Consider the following 16572-nt stretch of genomic DNA (forward strand, 5'->3'; position numbering starts at 1 on the left):
AGACCCTCCCCACCCCTGCATTCCTCCGGAAAGGAACCGAAGAACCGCCATGCGTGCGATCGGCATCCCCTCCTTCGGCCCGCCCGACGTCCTCGCCGTCGTGGAGCGCCCCGTCCCCGAACCGGCCGCCGGCCAGGTCCGCGTCAAAGTCGCGGCCGCCGCCGTCAACCCCACCGACCTGATGCTCCGCTCCGGTGAACTCGCGGCCTACATGAGCGACTTCACACCGCCGTACACTCCCGGCATGGACGTCTCCGGCCACATCGACGCCCTCGGCCCGGACACCACGGGCTTCGCGGCCGGCGACCGTGTCGTGGGCTTCGTCAACCCCTTCACCGAACTCGGCGGCGCCCAGGCCGAGTACGTGTGCGTCCCGGCCGACCAACTGGTCCCGCTGCCGGACGCCGCGCCCCTGGTCGAGGCGGCCGGGCTGCCCATGAACGCGCTCACCGCGCATCAGGCGCTTGCCCTGATGGACCTCGCGCCCGGCGCGACCCTGGCGGTCACGGGCGCGGCCGGCGCCCTCGGCGGCTACGCCGTCCAGCTCGCCGTGCAGCGCGGCCTGCGGGTCGTCGCCGACGCGCGCGACGAGGACCGCGATCTGGTCACGGCTCTCGGCGCCGACACCGTGGTATCCCGGCACGCCGACCCGCAGGGCACCGTGGCCGCCTATCGCACCGTCCTGCCGCACGGCGCCGACGGCGTGGTCGACGCCGCCGTACTCGGCCACGCCGCACTGGAAATCGTCGCCGACGGCGGTCACCTGGTCCGCTGCCGCCCCTACGACCTGCCCGCACCCCGGGGCATAGTCCTGCACCAGACCTTCGTCATCGCCCATCCCGACAAGGCGGGCGCCCTGCGCGAACTCGTCGGCCTCGCGGCCACGGGCGCCCTCACCCTGCGCACCGCGGACCGGTTCGCCCCGGCGGACGCCGCCGAGGCGCACCGCCGCCTGGAGAAGGGCGGCGTCCGGGGACGCCAACTGATCGTTTTCTGAACGCCCGTGCGCCCCCGCCCATGCCGACGGGTAACCCCGGCCTTTTGCAGACCGGCGAACTGTTGGTGACACCAACACCGGGACCGGCACCACAATTCGGCATGGCTGTTCTATTGTCTGGACCGGGGCACCCGCTGCTTCATCCCCCGCAGCAGTGGGTGCCCCCTTTGGGGCGGTGGAACAAACCTTCTTACGGCGCGGCTTCGGCACCCATGGATCAACGCGACTGCGGCACGTTGGCCATCGAGGGTGTGAAAGTGTGGGATGCGGTGAGGAGAGCGCCGTGGACGGCTGAGGACGCTGCCCTTCTGACGTAGCGATCGCTGTCTGCGGGCCATACGTCACGGTCTTGGTGAATCAGAAGAGAAACCGCCCCGTGCACGCCGGCACACACTACTCTGGCGGTTTCCGTCTTGCTCCTGACAGGTACCCCGGCATCAAGACAGGCTGCGACCTTGTCCCGGAAATAGCGGAAGCACGCCTCTTCGTTCTGGCGGCTGGCTTCGGTGGCTTCACCGGCCATCACCAGTCGGTACTGGGCGGGATGACGAAGTCCGAATGCGATGTAGGTGACGCAGGTTTCATAGAGCGCCGTCACAGGGTCCTGGATTTCCCGGGACACCGCTTCCAACTCGATGAACAGTGAGTCCCACACGCGCAGGCACGTCGCGTGGACGAGTTCCCTCTTCGAGGCGAAGTGGAGGTAGACGGCCGGCGGGCTGACTCCCGCGCTTGTCGCAACCGCACGAATCGTAAGAGCGTCGGCGCCACCGCTTTCCAGCAGCTGACCGGCGATGTCGAGAAGCTGGTCTCGGAGCAGACCGCCCTGGCCCTTGGCGGCGCGAACTCGGGAACCAGTCACCATCAAGGTGTCTTGGGTTTGATGACAGTGACCACTTGGGTGACCCGGGCGCACAGTTCGCCTTTGTCATCATGAATGTCGACCTCGATGACAGTGTTGCGCCCCGGACGCAAGGGACGAGCTGTCGCAACGACACTCGTGCGTGCGGGCCGGAGGAAATGCGTGCTCGACTCCACGGTGGCCGGTACGGCGCCGGCGGGACCGTTCAGGGCGGCGCAAACGGCAGCACACACATCGGCGAGCCCCATCAACGCCCCTCCGTGGAGGCCACCGCCCACCGTGGAAAGGGAGAGATCGTGCCCCAGTCTGGCTCGAACGCCGGCTTCTGTGATCTCCTCGAAGACGACTCCGAGCGTCTTGGCATACGGCGCGAGCGCGTAGACATCTTCCGCTTCAAGTGTGAGCACAGGCCACTCCCGTCCGGGTCGATGGCGACAACTTAACGACGTTAACTCAGGTCGTCAACACACGAGCCCGACTCCTGGACGGCGGGGGGAGTCGGGGCCGGGTGCGGGGTGTTGCCGAATCCTCGTGTCAGGTAAGTCGCCGTCCCATTTTCGCCGACTGCCGGTTGTGTCCCTTCGTGTCCCACCACTCTTCCAGGTGGGCATGGACGAGGTGCACGAGCTGCCGTAGTCGGTCGGGAGGGGGCGCGGGCGAGGTGAACACATCCACCCAGGACTTGTCGTCCCACGGCAGAGCGACCACCCAATGCTCGTCCGGGTGGCCCCGGCGGCCCACAGTCAGCCAGTACGTCAATGTCACGCTGCGGTCCGGACGGTGCTCGACCGACATCTTGACGACGTCGAAACGGAGTCCGTCGGCGGTGACGTACGAGCGACTCAGGGCCTGCTCCGCCGGTGTCTGTTCCTCCACAGGGACCAACCGCCCTTTCACCTCGGCCCACGTCCCAACACGGTGTCTAGCAGGCAGCGGCGCTCGCGACGGCCGGCTGATCGACCTTGTAGGCCGTCAGAAGGTCGTTGGTCCCGGCCGGGGTGCCGATGATGGTTCGGAACTTCTCCACCCGCGGGCACTGATTGAGGTACGTAGAGTAACCGCCGCGGCCGTTGGGGTCCCCGGACCAGATGGCGGCGTCTATCTTCCGGTCCATCGTGCTGTTCCAGCCGTGCCGCGCCTTGATGTGCTTCCAGCCCCACGTGCTGGTGCCACAGCGCAGCGTGAAGAACTTGGGCCCTCGGTAGTACTTCTTCAGTACATAGGTGCGGCTGTGGCTCCTGCACTTGGCGTCAAAGCTGTCGGCCGTTGCTCCGACGGTCTCCCCGGAGGCGGAGGCGGAGGCGGAGGCGGAGGACACGGCGGACGCGGAACCGGCCGCCGGGATCAGCAGGGCCGACATGGCGGCAGCAGTGCACAGCGCTGCCTTGACAGAAGCGTTGAAAAACATGTGTTCCCCTCGGTTCTCCCCGTGGTCAGCGGGGAGTTTGTGCGAAGCGCCTCGTTGATGACGCCATTTCACCGTTTCATCCCTGACCGCACACCGTCAATCACATATGTTCCAGACCATCCAGGCGCAGGTTTCACAGCACCGACCAGCCCAACACCTCCCACCGCACCGGCATCTGGGACTTGGGCTTCGCCACTGACGACGTTCCCTCGGCCTGCCCCTGTGGGATGGGGCCTTCTGCTGCTTACCGGTGTACGGCGCCGGCGTCCGGGACGGGCTGTCGGCGTACGGCGTCCGAGATGGGCTTGGCGCCGCCGTGCGCGGTGAGTCCGCCGTCCACCGGGATCTCGGCGCCGGTGATGAAGGAGGCGTCGTCGGACAGGAGGAACACCACCAGCGGAGCGACCTCCCGCACACTCCCGGTGCGGCCCAGCGGTGTCCCGAGGACGTTCGCCTCGCGGAACGCCGGCGCGGCGGAGGCGGTCATGTCCGTCTCGATGAAGCCGGGGTGGACGATGTTCACGCGGATCCCGCGGGGCCCCAGCTCCATGGCGGCCGTCTTCGACAGACCGCGCAACGCCCACTTGCTGGTCGTGTACGCCACCGGGTAGTGGGCGGTCAGCGCCGCCGACGAACCGACGTTCACGATCGACGCCCCCGGGCGCATCAGGGGCGCCAGGTGCTGGATGCCGAGCAGCGGCCCGGTGACGTTGACGGCGTGGACGCGGGCCATGTCCTCGGCGGACACGTCGCCGAGGCGGGCACGCCAGGTGACGCCGGCGTTGTTGACCAGGCCGTGCACCTGCCCGTACGACTCCCGCAGTTCCGCGGCGAGTTGGGCCCAGTCCTCCTCGCTGCTGACGTCGAGGCGGCGGCAGCCGGGTGCCTCGGTCACGTCGGTGGCGATCACCCGGGCGCCCTCACGGGCCAGCGCCTCGGCCTCCGCGGCGCCCTGGCCGGCGGCCGCTCCCGTGACCACGACGACCTTGCCGAAGAGCCTCTTGGGACGCGGGTCGGTCATGGCCGCTCCCGGGAGCGGCGCCGGCCGGAGGGGATGGGCAGCGGGTCGGAGCCGGCCACCACGGTGTTGGAGACACTGCCGATGCCCTCGACGGAGAGCCGCACCGTGTCGCCCGGCTTCAGCGGCGGCGGGTCCTGCCTGCCCCGTACCCCCCACAGCTCGGCGAGACAGCCGCCGTTGCCGCAGGTGCCTGAGCCGAGGACGTCACCGGGACGCACCCAGGTGCCGCGCGAGGCGTAGGCGACCATCTCCTCGAAGGTCCAGCTCATGTTGGACAGCAGATCCTTGCCGACCACCTCGCCGTTGATCTCGGCGGTCAGCGCGAGGCGCAGGAAGCCGTCGCCGTCCCGGTACTTCTCCAGCTCGTCGGCGGTGACCAGGTACGGGCCCAGGGTGGTGGCGGTGTCCTTGCCCTTGCAGGGGCCCAGGCCCACCGTCATCTCCGCCGACTGCAGGTCACGGGCGGACCAGTCGTTCAGGACCGTGTAGCCGACGATGTGCTCGCGGGCCTGCTCGGGGGTGAGGTCCCGGCCCTCCTTGCCGATCACGGCGGCCACCTCGAGTTCGAAGTCGAGGACGCCCGACCCCGGCGGCACCGGGACGTCGTCGTGCGGGCCGTACACCGCGTACGGATTGGTGAAGTAGAACGTCGGGGCCGCGTACCACCGCTCCGGCACCCCCGCCGCCCCGTCCACGGAGCGCCGTACGCCCTCGACATGTTCCTCGAAGGTGACGAAGTCCCGCACGGTGGGCGGCTGGAGCGGCGGCAGCAGCCGCACCTCGGAGACATGCGGGCCGGCCGCGACGTCGAGCATCGCGGAGCCCGCGTCGAGCAACTCGGCCGGCCCGCCGCCCTCGGCGAGCAGACCGGTCAGTGAGGTGACGCCGGCCAGGGGGTGGAGCATGCCGTCCTCTTCGACGACGGCGACCTCGCGTCGATTGCGGTACTCGTACGTGGCGAAACGCATGGGTGGGTCCTGTCGGCGGGAGTGCGGGAGTGCCGGAGTGCGTGAGGGGGCGGCGGAGCGGGGTCGTGGAGCCAGGGCCCTACAGGGCTGCCGTGCCCCGGGTGACCGGGACGCCGTGCCCGGTCAGACCGGCGGGGCGACGAAGACGCCGCGGTCGACATCGTTGAACGACTCCTTGGCGATCAGTTCGTTCATCGGGTTCGCGGTGCCCCACTGGTCGGTGACCTCGGGCCGGGAGAAGTCGTAGACGTGGGGGTGCCAGGTGTCCTCGTCCAGAGCCTCCAGCTCCGTCGTGTACTCGACCGTGTTGCCGTGCGGGTCGAGGAAGTAGGTGAACGTGTTGTCGCCGGCCATGTGACGGCCGGGGCCCCAGATCTTGCGGACGCCGGCCCGCAGCAGACGGCCCGTACGTTCCGGCCCGGCGGCCCGGACCAACTCCCGCAGCACGTCCGGGTCGTGGACGAGCGAGTCGAAGTACAGGCGCTCCAGATAGCTGCTCGGCTCCCTTGCGCAGCCCTGGGCGTCGGGGCGGACCCGCCAGGCGTGGTCGGAGCGGCCGATCTGGGTGGGCAGGTAGCCGCCGCCGTGCGCCGCGATCACCTTCAGGTCCGGATGGCGGTCCAGGACCCCGGAGAAGATCAGGTGCGAGAGGGCGACCGCGTTCTCGGTGGGCTGGCCGACGGTGTTCGACAGGTACCACTGGTCCAGGCGCTCGTCGAGCGTGCAGCCGAAGGGGTGAAGGAAGACCAGCGCGCCACTCTCCTCGGCGCGCGCCCAGAACGGTGCCAGACGCGGGTCGGAGAGCTCCACCTCCCGGGTCCCGCCCGGGCCGGGGGCGTGCGAGGAGATCTCCACGCCCCGCAGTCCCTGGGCCAGCGCGTGGTCGAGCCCCTCGACGGCGAGGTCCGGGTGCTGGAGCGGGACCAGCCCGAGGCCGTGCAGCCGGGCGGGTGCCTTCGCGCAGTGCGCCGCGGTGCCCTCGTTGGCCAAGCGGCAGACCTTCTCGGCCAGTCGGGGCCCGGCCCAGTAGTGGTAGTGCGACGGGGACGGGCTGACCAGCTGGATGTCCACGCCCTGCGCGTCCATGGCCGCCAGCCGCACCGCGACCTCCGTCAGTCGCGGCACCCGTGCGCCGACCATCGGGCCGCTCACGGTCAGGGCGCCGGACCGTTGCGCCGGGCGTCGAGGGCACGGCCCTCGGCGAGGCCGGGCTGACCGGCGACGGCCTCCTCGACCTCAGGCAGCAGGAGGTGGGCGTGGACGTCGATCGTCGGCGTCGACCCGGGCTCGGTCACGGGAGTTCCTTCAGCGCGTTCAGGGTGCGGTACGTCAACCCGGGTACGTCCGCGTCGCGGACCCCGTCGAGATGCCACTGGCCGAGTTGGCAGGAGGCGTCGACGACCATGCTGACGCGGGGGAGGCGGCGGTCGTGGTACTCGGTGAGGAGCTGGTCGTCCCAGTCGTCGCGGGAGGTGAGCAGCTCCGCGAGGACCAGGGCGTCCTCCAGGGACATCGCCGCGCCCTGGGCGAAGGTGGGCGGGCAGCAGTGGGCGGCGTCCCCGACGAGCACGACCCGGCCGCGGTGCCAGGGGCCCTCCACCAGGAGCCGGTGGAACCAGGTGTAGTTGACCTGGGCCGGGTCCTCGATGTGCTTCACGATCTCGGGCCAGAAGCCACCGTAGCCCTGGGCGAGCCGGCGCATCTCGTCGGCGTAGGACTCCGGCGGGATCGAGGCGCGCTCACGGTTGGCCTCGACGAGGTAGGCGTAGATGGTGTCCTCGCTGGTGGGACAGTAGCCCGCGATGTACGCTGGGCCGCCGGTCGCCAGGTCCGTGCGCTCCAGCCCTTCGGGGCGGGGCGCGGCGATGCGCCAGATGGCCATTCCGGTGGGCTCCGGCTTGTCGGCGATGCCGATCGCGGCGCGGGTCGCCGAGTTCAGGCCGTCGGCGGCGATCACCAGGTCGTAGCGGCCTTCGGTGCCGTCGCTGAAGCGCACCGAGACGCCGTCGGCGTCCTCGTCCAGGGTCTCGGCAGTGGTGCCCAGACGGATGCCGGCCCCCGAGGCGCGGACCGCGTCGATGAGGATCCGCTGGAGCCGGGGGCGCCGCATGCCGAGGGTGGCGGGCAGGTCCGGGCCGCCGGTCTGGATGTCGTCGGCGACGAACAGGACGGTGCCGTCCGGGGCGGTCACGCCCAGCGAGCCGAAGGCGAAGCCGGAAGCGCTCACCTGATCCCACACACCCAGCTCGCGAAGCACCCTGAGGGCGTTGCCCTGGAGGGTGATGCCGGAGCCGGTGGCGGCGTTCCAGTCGGGCTTGGCCTCGACAAGGTCCACGGCGATACCGGCACGGCGCAGCAGGATGGTGACGGCGTTGCCGGAGGCGCCCCCGCCGATGACGAGGACGGCGCGGGTGCGGGTGCCTCCGGCCGGAGGCTGGGGGAGGGGGCGGGGGTCGGTCATGGTCGGGGATACCTCCCGGTCGGGCCGCACGGCTTCGGGCGGCGGGGGTGCGGCTCGCCCGCTGGGAGTGCGGGCCAGGAGTCGGGACGGGGGTGCGGGCCGGATGCGCCACTGCTGTCCGGGAAGGGCGCATCCGGCGACCGGGGCGGCTACTTGACCGCGATGGGGTTCACCGGTGAGCCGACGGCTCCGGTGATGGGGAGGGGAGCCGCGGTGAGCCAGAACTCGTACACGCCGTCCGCCGCACAGTCCGCGGCGAGGGCGTCGAGGTCCCACATCTCACCGATCAGCAGGCCGATGTTGGGGATCACGACCTGGTGCAGTGGCTGGAAGGCGTGGTCGAACTCGTTGGGCCGTACCTCGAAGCCCCAGGTGTCGGTGGCGATCGCGGCGATCTCGGTGCCGTGCAGCCAGCCGGCGGTGGTGAACGACAGCCCGGGCGCGGGACCGCCCGCGTAGTCGCCCCAGCCGTCGCGCGTGGCGCGGGCGAGGTGCCCGGTGCGGACGAGGACGATGTCGCCGCGGCCGACGCTCACCCCGTGCGCTTCGGCGGTCGCGTCGAGGTGCTCCTCGGTGATGGCGAACCCGTCGGGCAACTCGCCGCCGGTGCCGATGACGTGGCCCACGTCGAGCAGGACGCCGCGTCCGGCGACGTACGGCGCCATGTGCTCGATGCCGGTGACCAGGTCACCGTCCGAGGTGACGACCTTCTCGGCCGCCCTGCCGTTCCAGGCCTTGCCGTGGTCGAAGATGTGCCCGAGCCCGTCCCACTGGGTCGAGCACTGCAGCGGCATCGCGACCACGTCGTCGGCGCCGCCGATGCCGTGCGGGAAGCCCTGGTTGCCCAGCGCCGCGTCCGTGCCCGTGTCCAGCATGGTGTGCACGGGGTTCGTCCGCCGGCGCCAGCCCTTCTGCGGCCCGTTCATGTCGAACCGCTGCGACAGGGAGAAGCTGACCCCCCGGCGGACCAGTGCGGCGCGCTCACGCCGCTTGGCCTCGTCGAGGAAGTTCAGGGTGCCGAGGACGTCGTCCTCGCCCCAGCGCCCCCAGTTGGAGTACGCCCTGGCGGCCTCGGCGACGGCGCCCTCCGGGTCGGTCCGGTCCAGGCTCATGCCGTCTCCTCCACACAACGTGTGCGCTGTACGCCCAGGCCGGTGATGGAGCCCTCCATGACGTCGCCGTCGCGCAGCAGCCGGCCCCAGTGGATGCCGTTGCCGGCCGGACTGCCGGTCAGCACCAGGTCGCCGGGCAGGAGCCGGGAGGTCTGGGAGATGTACGAGACCAGCCGGGCGACCCCGAAGAGCATGTCCTTGGTGGACTCGTCCTGCATGGTGTCGCCGTTGAGCTTGAGGGTGACCCGCAGATCGCCGGGGTCGGAGATCGACTCGGCCGGCACGAGCCAGGGTCCGAGCGGGGTGAAACCGGGCGCGTTCTTGCAACGCAGCCAGTCGGTGCCGATGGCGGGCATGTCCCGGCGGAAGACGGTGGCGCGGTCGGTCAGGTCGTTGGCGATGGTGTACCCGGCGACGTACTCCAGGGCCTCCTCGACAGAGATCCGGTACGCGGGCTTGGCGATGACCGCCGCCAGCTCCAGCTCCCAGTCGGGCTTCTCCGCCCAGGCGGGCAGGACCACGTCGTCGTACGGGCCCGCGACGGTGGTGGGCAGGCCGATGAACACGTACGGCAGGTCCTCGGCGGCCCGCCGGTCCATGATCGCTGCGATCTCCGCGCGCGCCTCCTCGACGGTGCGAGGATCGTCGGCGGAGCGGTGGGCGACCTCCAGGTCGATCACGTGCTGCCGGTAGTTGGCGCCGGACTGGAAGATCTGGCGGGGAACCAGCGGGGCGTGCACCCGCAGGCCCTCCAGCGGCCGCCGGCCGAGGCCGTCGTCGTCCGCCAGGGAGCGCAGGACGGGAAGCGCCTCCTCCCAACGCTCCATCACCGCACGCACGTCGGACGGTGCCCAGTCCAGGGCTCCGCTCAGGTCCAGTACCCGTTCCCTGGCCAGCAAGCCGGGGAAGGGCTCCCCGCCGTGGGCGTCCTGAACGGAGAACGTGCCGAGCGCGAACGTGCCGTCAGGTTGCGCGAGCATTGCCATCAGATGTCCTCCTGCGGGGTCGCGGTCTACTGTGGCTCCGAACGGCTGATCACGGAAATCAATCCTGTGGATGTGCCGTATCCACATCACGGATGACATTGACTTCCTCAGGTGGTGCCCGGTGAACCTGTCCCGACTCGACCTCAACCTGGTCGTCGCCCTGCGTGCGCTGCTGGAGGAGCGCAACGTCACCCGAGCCGGCGAGCGCGTCGGACTGAGCCAGCCCGCGATGAGCGCGGCGCTGTCCAGGCTGCGCCGCCATTTCGACGACGAATTGCTCTCCCGGACCGGCAACGCCTACGAGCTGACTCCGCTCGGCGTCGCCCTGCGCGACCGCAGCGCCACCGCGTGCGACCTGCTGGAACGGGTCTTCTCCAGCCAGGCGGACTTCGATCCGGCCGCCGAGAGCCACGAGTTCACCCTGCTCGCCTCCGACTACGGTGCGGCCGTGTTCGGCGCCGCGCTCGCCCGCACCCTGCACCAGGAGGCGCCCGGCATCCGGCTCACCTTCCAGCACCCGGCGCCCTCGGTCGTGGAGAACACGGCCACCGTGCTCAGCACCGTGGACGGGCTGATGATGCCGCACGGCATCATCGACGGCTTCCCGGTCGTCGACCTCCACCAGGACCGCTGGCTGTGCATGGTCGCCGACGACAACCCCGAGGTCGGCGACGAACTCACCCTCGACCATCTGTCGCAGCTGCCCTGGGCGGTCTACCAGCGCCCCTACGACGCCCCGGCGGCCCGCCAGCTGAGCATGATCGGCATCAGCCCGCGGGTGGAGGTCTCCGTACAGACCTTCCAGCTCCTGCCCCACATGGTCGAGGGCACCCGCCGGGTCGCCATGATCCAGGAACGCCTGGCCCGCAGAGCGGTCCGCTCCGCCGCGGTGCGCGTCCTGCCCTGCCCCTTCGAGGCGGTGCCGGTTCGCGAGGCGCTGTGGTGGCACCCGGTCCACGCCCAGGACGCGGCCCACATCTGGCTGCGCCAGAAGGCGGCGGAGGTGGGCGCGACGCTGACCGGCAACGGGAACGGGAACGGGAACAGGAAGGGCAACGGGAACGGGACGGGCAACGGGAACGGCACGGGCGAGGGGAACGGGAACGGCGACGCCGGACCGGCTCTGTGAACCGGTCCGGCAACGCGCTGAGGTGTGGTGCCGGCCGCGCGACCCGGGCGGGCACAGTGCGAGGACCCGTGACGGGGCGCGGCTCTTCAGCAGCCGTCAGGCCGACGGTGCCGGCAGCGGCTGCGGGTCAACGGCCCCCGCCCGCCGCCGGGCCGCCAGCAGCCCGCCCGCGACCAGAGCCGTGACGACCCCCAGCACGCCCACCGCACCCGCGAGGCTCCCCACTGCCGACTCCCCGGCGAGCAGCATCAGCGGGCACACGAACGCACCCCCGAAGAAGGCCGCCGTCCACAGCCCCGTACCGCGACCGCGGTCCTCGAAGGCCAGTCGGGACATGGCGCTCGTCAGCAGGGCGGGCAGCAGCATGCCCGTACCCACGCAGTTGACCACCGCTCCGGCAACCAGCAGCGGCGCGTCGCCCGCCACGAACATCACTCCGAAGCCGACCGCGCAGACCGCGAGAACGGCGGGGATCATCGGCTCGGGGGAGCGCCCCAGGCGGGAGAAGGTGATCGCGCCGCCCACGGTGGCGGCGCTGGCGATCGCGGTGGCCAGGCCGATCACGCCGGTGTTCTTCACCCCGAGGTCGTCGAGCAGGTACGACATCTCGACCGGGACGGTGTAGAAGACGATCGCGCCGAAGAAGGTGAGGACGCAGACGCCCCCCAACTGCCGCCAGGGGAACCGCCGTCGGACCTCGGACACCTCGACCGGGGGCTCGCCGGCGGCGGCGCGGGTACCGGCGTCGGGCAGCACGGACACCATCAGCGGTGCGAGCACCAGGCTCACGGCGTACACCCAGAACGGCACCCGCCAGCCCGCCGATCCGGCCGCACCGCCGACCACGAAGAAGACGGTGGCCGACGCGGAAGCGCACATGGTCTGCAGTGCGAGGTACCTGACCCGCTGCTGACCGGAGTAGTAGTCGCCGATCAGCGTCGTGCAGCAGGTCATGATCGCGGCCTCGGTGACACCGACGAGGGCACGGCTGGCGATGATCGCGCCGAGCGAGTCCAGCCACAGCGGGGCGGTCCCGAACACCGAGTACAGCAGGGTGGCCACGATGAGCAGGCGCTTGCGCCCCAGCCGGTCCACGATCACCCCGGCGAACGGCGCCAGCAGCGCCAGCGCCAGCGCCGGAACGGTCAGCGCGAGCGGGACCAGCGCCTTGGCGCCGGGGACGGACGCGAAGTGGTCCTGCATCTTCGGCAGTACCGGGGCGATCAGCACCGCGCCCAGGATCGGCAGACAACTGCCTGCCATCAGCAGGGTCAGACGCAGCAGATGGGACGGACCCGAGACGGTCACGGGCGACGCGGGGACGGTGGCGGCCGTGGCGGGGTACGGCGGCGGAACGGAACCGGGCATGTCGACTCCAGGGGACGGCGTACGGGAGCGGGCACGCCTTTCACGGGCGCCGACGGCGCACGGCATGCTGCGGACGACCACACGTCGGCGGTTGGTCCGGACAGCGGCGTGCGGGGTAGGGACGACTATGGGTGGTTCGGTGCCCGATTCGCCATCCTTCAAGCGATCCGGATCCCGTATAGCGGGCCATCCATACGGTGGATGTCGATTCCCCTGGGCGGCGGCCCCGAACGCGAAGAACATCGGCCCGCCGGACTGTGCCGGCGGTCCGATGCCCCATCATGAGCCGTTGTCGCCGGCGGGTCAGGTCAGTCCTTGCCGGAGAGCCGCCAGATCTGGTTCTTCTTGGTGGTCAGGGTGCTGCCGGTGTCGCATGTCCATTGGTGGACGGCTGCGCCGGGTGCGGTGGAGACGGTGCTGACGTCGACGCATTTGCCGCTGTGGACGGCGACGAGCTGGTAGTCGTGGCTGTTGTTGAGCGCGGTCACGGCCCGGAGGGTGAACCGCTGGTTGGTGGCGCCGCCGCAGGGCCACTGGATGACGGCGGCGCCGTCGGCGGTGGAGGCGTTGGAGACGTCCAGGCACTGGCCGCTGTAGTGGTTGACAAGGGTGTAGACGCCGGATGACCCGGTGACGGGGTGGAAGTCGAAGATCTGCTCCTGGCCGGTGCCGCAGGTGTTCTGCTGGTACTGGGTGCCGTTGGCGGTGGACTTGCCGGGGTCTTCGAGGCAGAGCCCGCTGTGCTGGGCGACGGCCGTGGAGGAGAAGCCGGACGAGGCGCCGATGTGCAGGCTCGCGGGTGCGAAGGAGACCTGGTCGAGGTGGGGTGCGGAGCTGGACCGCATGGGCTGTCCGATGTCGCTGCCGCCGCCGGAGTAGACCACGCCGATGGTGGTGCCGTCCCAGTTGTACAGCTGTGACGCCGTGAACTTGACGGTGTTGGCGCCCTTGGCGAGGGTCATGGGGACCGTGTAGTCCTCGAACTGGTTCCAGTGCAGGGTGCTGGCGAAGTTGACGCGGGTGGCGGCACCGCCGTTGACGCTGACGTCGGCGTGCTCGGCGTACAGGTCGGGGTTGTAGTGGTTGGAGGGCAGTTCCTCGGCGTTGGCGAAGCGCATGGTCATGGCGTAGGTGCCGGCCGAGGGCGCGTTGACGTTGAGGGTGAGGGAGTTGGCGGTTCCGTTGCCGATGCCGGTGACGACACCGCCGTGGGCCTGGCTGTAGCCGGTGTCGGCGACCGCGGTGCCGGTGAGGGTGCCGTTCTCGGCCTGGTAGGTGGTGACGTTGTCGGTGGTGACGGCGTCGGTGGCGCTGAACGGGGTGACGGCCAGGTCGTCCAGGGCGAGGGTGCCGCCGGTGCCGGTCACCTTGACCTTGTTGATGCCGCCGTTCAGGTGGACCCGGTTGGCCGAGGTGGACCAGGCGCCGGTCGTCGCGCCGGAGAGTGTCTGGTCGGCGACGGCCTTCCCGTTGACGGTGAGGGCGGCCTGGCCGGTGTTGCGGTAGCGGGCCGTCAGGTCGGCGTATCCGTCCCGCGCGGAGTAGACCCAGAACGTCGCGGACTTGCCTGAGGTGAGGTTCACCGCGCCCGCGCCGGACTGGCCCTGGGAGGTGTAGCCGGCGGTGCCGCTGTCGGAGAGGTCGGCCTGCTCGGCCTCGTAGAGCGTGGTGCCCTGGACGGCGGCGTCCTGGTACTGCAGGTCGATCTTGTCGACCACGGCGTCGCCGACGGTGGTCGCGCCGTTGTCGCCGGTGGTGGCCAGGGTGATGGTGTGGCTGCCCGCGGTGAGGTGCACGATGGTGTCGCTGTGCCCCCACACCACCCACTGGAAGCCCACCGGTATGTCGATCCTGGTCGAGGCGCCGCCGTCGACCCGCGCGTACACGTTGGTCGGGCCCTTGACGTCGGCGTCCTTGGCGTAGCTGTTGCCGAAGACCGACAGGTCGTAGTCGCCGGTGGTGGGGACGGAGACGGGGAAGGAGATCACCGTGGTCGAGCCGGTGCGCAGGCCTCCGACGTCCTTGGTGCCGGAGGTGGCGAACTTGCCGACGCTGCCGGTGGTGCCCTCGGTGTTGATGTTGTAGCCGCTGCCGCTCAGCGTGGCGTTCTCGGCCTCGTACGTCGCCCGCCACGTGCTGTCGGACGCGGTGGTGCTGCCGGTGCCGCCCGGGGAGACGATCACCTGGTACGCGGACATCGCGTCGAGGGTGATGGGGACCGTGATCGAGCCGTCGGAGCCCACGGCGACGTCGGCGTCGGAGAGCCGGGTCGGGGTGGCCGCCGCGCCGAGGTAGCCGCTCCAGCGGTCCTGGAACACGCTGACGTGCACGGTGCTGCCGAAGACGGCGGGGTCGATGTTCTTGATGACCGTGTCGGAGGCACCGCTGGTGCCGCCGCCGGCGAGGATGACGCGGGCCTGCTTCTTGGCCGTGTCGAGGCTCGCCAGGCCCTGGAGGGTGTACGCGGCGTTGGACGCGGCGCCGGTGACCTTGACGGTGTTCCCGCCGCTCATGGAGCTGTACCAGTTGTACAGCCACCACTGGGCGTTGGGCGTGTTCTGCGCCGCGGCGGAGTCGCCGAGGTTGCCGTTGATGTTCCAGTACGGCAGGTTGCCGTCGACCTTCTTGTCCTCGATGGCCGCGATCCACTGGACCATCTGGCCGGGGTCGGTCAGGTGGTAGCGGTGGGCGTACTCGTTGAGGTTGACGGTGATCGGGGAGGTGATCCCCGCGGCGGTCTCCGCCGCGCGGTAGGCGTCGACGGTGCTGCGGACGTCCGCCGGGCTGCCCAGGGTGTGCCAGGTCGTGACGTCGGGCAGGCAGTTGTTGGCCTTGCAGTAGCTGAGGAAGCCGCTGTAGGCGAAGGAGTTGTAGCTGGTGAGGTTGGGTCCTGCCAGTCGTGCCGCGGGCCAGATGCCCTTGATGAAGTTGTAGGTCTGGCGCCACTCCGAGTTGAAGGCGGCCAGAGTCGACGAGTTGGTGCGCATGCCGCTGAACCAGCCTATGTCGGGCTCGTTGTAGGGCACGAAGACGATGTGGCTCGCGTAGGGGCTGGCCATCGCCTGCTCGACCTGGGTCTTCATGGTCGCCTGGTAGGCCGAGTAGCTCTCGCGTTCGTAGTTGGCGCGGTACACGTCCGTCATGTAGATCAAGATGTCCCCGCCGCCGCTGTCGACGAAGGGCTTGGCGACCTCCAGTGCGTCCGAGCCGGGGTGCTGCTGTCCGTCCTGGTACTTGGTGTTGGTGGTCTGGAGCCCCATCCCCTCGATGAGGTTGTTGGTCGGCACGTCCGGGCCGTACAGGCCGTACAGCGCCCCGGAGGCGCCGCCCCGGAAGGCCCCGGTGCCGGCCCCCAGGTCGACGGTGACGGTGGGGGTGGCGGCGGAGGCCGGCGTCGCCATCACGGTGGTGAGGCCCGCTATGACGGTCAGCGGGAGCAGCACCTCGGTGATGCCCTGGAGAAGGCGTCTCGTGGTCGAGCGTCTTTGCCCGAGTCGTGGCATGAGCTGAGGTCCCTTCGGATGGAGTCGGTTGTCGCTGCGCCGGCCCCTGTGCCGTACGTGTGGTGGATCTGTCCGGCCGGCCGGTCGCGGACCTCGGCGGGCAGGCGGTCGCCGGGCACGGCAGGCGTGCCCTCGGATCGGCACAGGTGTGGATGGGCCTGATCGTGGGTCGCCGGCTCCCCGAGCCCGGGCGGTGAGCTGCTCGGCCGTCCGGGACGGGGATCGGCGGGTGCGGGGGAGAGTGCGGGAGGAGGATCAGGGGTTCGTGCGGATGCCTAAGCCGTCGCTGTCCACACCACTCGGAGAAGGCGGCACCTCGTAGCCGTAGGCCGCGGCGGCTTCGGTGACGCGACGCTTGCCGCTGAGCGCGTACGACACGGTGCTCCGCGAGACACCAGCCCGCTCGGCCATCTCACCGATGTGCACGGAGCTCCTTGCTGAGCTGTCGAACCGATTCGATATCCGTCGGAAGTGGGGACGGCCAGATGCCGATCTCTGAATGGGTTTGGTGACTCCAGGCGCGGAACCGTTCAGGTATCGATCGTCGAACCGGTTCGCGTGAAGTGAAAGTAGGGGTCGCCCGGGGCGGTGTCAACGCATCGATCCGAATTTCTCGTAACGGCCCCGAAACGTCAGTGTGCGGGGGCATCGGAACCTCGCCCCCGCCCGGATTCGCACGCGTTCACCGGCAGGCAGGCAACGCAATCTTCGTGATGACCGGTGTGCCCTCGGGCGCGGGGGCCGATGACCTCCGCGG

General features: G+C 70.3%; 16 protein-coding genes and 1 pseudogene. 3 read left to right on the forward strand and 14 right to left on the reverse strand.

Translation table 11 applies throughout. The features are described from left to right. Positions 1-49: 49 nt before the first annotated feature. Positions 50-997, forward strand: a complete 948-nt coding sequence (locus ACIBK3_RS08650; RefSeq protein ID WP_399363261.1) for an NADP-dependent oxidoreductase — start codon at positions 50-52, stop codon at positions 995-997. Between the two features lie 217 nt (positions 998-1214). Here the strand turns inward: ACIBK3_RS08650 and ACIBK3_RS08655 are convergent, their stop codons facing one another. From ACIBK3_RS08655 to ACIBK3_RS08705, 11 genes are all read right to left on the reverse strand, one after another. After that, positions 1215-1862 carry a TetR/AcrR family transcriptional regulator gene (locus ACIBK3_RS08655; RefSeq protein ID WP_399363264.1) on the reverse strand — a complete coding sequence of 216 codons (648 nt, stop codon included), beginning with the start codon at positions 1860-1862 and terminating at the stop codon, positions 1215-1217. Then, the gene (locus tag ACIBK3_RS08660) at positions 1862-2266 is read right to left on the reverse strand and encodes a PaaI family thioesterase (protein WP_399363265.1); all 405 of its coding nucleotides are present in this window, start codon (positions 2264-2266) and stop codon (positions 1862-1864) included. The genes ACIBK3_RS08655 and ACIBK3_RS08660 overlap by 1 nt, the downstream gene beginning before the upstream one ends. Before the next feature lie 127 nt (positions 2267-2393). Next, the gene (locus ACIBK3_RS08665; protein ID WP_399363267.1) at positions 2394-2735 is read right to left on the reverse strand and encodes a hypothetical protein; all 342 of its coding nucleotides are present in this window, start codon (positions 2733-2735) and stop codon (positions 2394-2396) included. Between the two features lie 46 nt (positions 2736-2781). After that, entirely contained in the window at positions 2782-3267 is a 486-nt protein-coding gene (locus ACIBK3_RS08670; protein WP_399363269.1) for a hypothetical protein, read from the reverse strand. Between the two features lie 244 nt (positions 3268-3511). Beyond that, entirely contained in the window at positions 3512-4288 is a 777-nt protein-coding gene (locus tag ACIBK3_RS08675) for an SDR family NAD(P)-dependent oxidoreductase (protein WP_399363271.1), read from the reverse strand. Further along, a complete protein-coding gene (locus tag ACIBK3_RS08680) occupies positions 4285-5256 on the reverse strand; it encodes a fumarylacetoacetate hydrolase family protein (protein ID WP_399363273.1) in 972 nt (323 codons plus the stop codon). The genes ACIBK3_RS08675 and ACIBK3_RS08680 overlap by 4 nt, the downstream gene beginning before the upstream one ends. A gap of 123 nt (positions 5257-5379) precedes the next feature. Further along, positions 5380-6381 (reverse strand): amidohydrolase family protein, encoded by a 1002-nt coding sequence (locus ACIBK3_RS08685; protein ID WP_399363275.1) that lies wholly within the window; start codon positions 6379-6381, stop codon positions 5380-5382. Between the two features lie 29 nt (positions 6382-6410). Beyond that, positions 6411-6551, reverse strand: coding sequence for a hypothetical protein (locus ACIBK3_RS08690; protein ID WP_399363277.1), 141 nt, complete (start codon positions 6549-6551; stop codon positions 6411-6413). Next, positions 6548-7717, reverse strand: a complete 1170-nt coding sequence (locus ACIBK3_RS08695) for an FAD-dependent oxidoreductase (protein ID WP_399363279.1) — start codon at positions 7715-7717, stop codon at positions 6548-6550. Before ACIBK3_RS08695 ends, ACIBK3_RS08690 begins: the two co-directional genes overlap by 4 nt. 149 nt (positions 7718-7866) lie before the next feature. Next, the gene (locus tag ACIBK3_RS08700) at positions 7867-8829 is read right to left on the reverse strand and encodes a cyclase family protein (RefSeq protein ID WP_399363281.1); all 963 of its coding nucleotides are present in this window, start codon (positions 8827-8829) and stop codon (positions 7867-7869) included. Then, complete coding sequence (locus ACIBK3_RS08705; RefSeq protein WP_399363283.1) at positions 8826-9815, reverse strand: fumarylacetoacetate hydrolase family protein; 990 nt, start codon at positions 9813-9815, stop codon at positions 8826-8828. The genes ACIBK3_RS08700 and ACIBK3_RS08705 overlap by 4 nt, the downstream gene beginning before the upstream one ends. A gap of 121 nt (positions 9816-9936) precedes the next feature. On the opposite strand from ACIBK3_RS08705, the gene ACIBK3_RS08710 reads away from it, so the two are divergent. Next, positions 9937-10944 (forward strand): LysR family transcriptional regulator, encoded by a 1008-nt coding sequence (locus ACIBK3_RS08710; RefSeq protein WP_399363285.1) that lies wholly within the window; start codon positions 9937-9939, stop codon positions 10942-10944. 96 nt (positions 10945-11040) lie between these two features. Here the strand turns inward: ACIBK3_RS08710 and ACIBK3_RS08715 are convergent, their stop codons facing one another. Both ACIBK3_RS08715 and ACIBK3_RS08720 read right to left on the reverse strand, forming a co-directional pair. Beyond that, the gene (locus ACIBK3_RS08715) at positions 11041-12312 is read right to left on the reverse strand and encodes an MFS transporter (protein ID WP_399363287.1); all 1272 of its coding nucleotides are present in this window, start codon (positions 12310-12312) and stop codon (positions 11041-11043) included. Between the two features lie 308 nt (positions 12313-12620). Continuing rightward, positions 12621-15815: an RICIN domain-containing protein gene (locus tag ACIBK3_RS08720; RefSeq protein WP_399363289.1), complete on the reverse strand. Its 3195-nt coding sequence runs from the start codon at positions 15813-15815 to the stop codon at positions 12621-12623. 62 nt (positions 15816-15877) lie between these two features. Here ACIBK3_RS08720 and ACIBK3_RS08725 point away from each other — a divergent pair, with 62 nt between their 5' ends. Then, positions 15878-16012 (forward strand): hypothetical protein, encoded by a 135-nt coding sequence (locus ACIBK3_RS08725; RefSeq protein ID WP_399363291.1) that lies wholly within the window; start codon positions 15878-15880, stop codon positions 16010-16012. A 139-nt stretch (positions 16013-16151) separates the two neighbouring features. Here the strand turns inward: ACIBK3_RS08725 and ACIBK3_RS08730 are convergent. Then, positions 16152-16241: pseudogene (locus ACIBK3_RS08730) on the reverse strand (LacI family DNA-binding transcriptional regulator); the annotation flags it as partial. Positions 16242-16572 lie beyond the last annotated feature (331 nt).

Source organism: Streptomyces sp. NPDC050287 (genome assembly GCF_044459385.1).
Classification (GTDB): Bacteria; Actinomycetota; Actinomycetes; order Streptomycetales; family Streptomycetaceae; genus Streptomyces.

What these genes read in the sequence shown, in the direction of transcription:
- ACIBK3_RS08650 (WP_399363261.1), top strand. Translation starts at nt 50, where the DNA reads ATGCGTGCGATCGGCATCCCCTCCTTCGGCCCGCCCGACGTCCTCGCC.
- ACIBK3_RS08655 (WP_399363264.1), bottom strand. Translation starts at nt 1,862, where the DNA reads ATGGTGACTGGTTCCCGAGTTCGCGCCGCCAAGGGCCAGGGCGGTCTG.
- ACIBK3_RS08670 (WP_399363269.1), bottom strand. Translation starts at nt 3,267, where the DNA reads ATGTTTTTCAACGCTTCTGTCAAGGCAGCGCTGTGCACTGCTGCCGCC.
- ACIBK3_RS08675 (WP_399363271.1), bottom strand. Translation starts at nt 4,288, where the DNA reads ATGACCGACCCGCGTCCCAAGAGGCTCTTCGGCAAGGTCGTCGTGGTC.
- ACIBK3_RS08680 (WP_399363273.1), bottom strand. Translation starts at nt 5,256, where the DNA reads ATGCGTTTCGCCACGTACGAGTACCGCAATCGACGCGAGGTCGCCGTC.
- ACIBK3_RS08695 (WP_399363279.1), bottom strand. Translation starts at nt 7,717, where the DNA reads ATGACCGACCCCCGCCCCCTCCCCCAGCCTCCGGCCGGAGGCACCCGC.
- ACIBK3_RS08700 (WP_399363281.1), bottom strand. Translation starts at nt 8,829, where the DNA reads ATGAGCCTGGACCGGACCGACCCGGAGGGCGCCGTCGCCGAGGCCGCC.
- ACIBK3_RS08705 (WP_399363283.1), bottom strand. Translation starts at nt 9,815, where the DNA reads ATGGCAATGCTCGCGCAACCTGACGGCACGTTCGCGCTCGGCACGTTC.
- ACIBK3_RS08715 (WP_399363287.1), bottom strand. Translation starts at nt 12,312, where the DNA reads ATGCCCGGTTCCGTTCCGCCGCCGTACCCCGCCACGGCCGCCACCGTC.
- ACIBK3_RS08720 (WP_399363289.1), bottom strand. Translation starts at nt 15,815, where the DNA reads ATGCCACGACTCGGGCAAAGACGCTCGACCACGAGACGCCTTCTCCAG.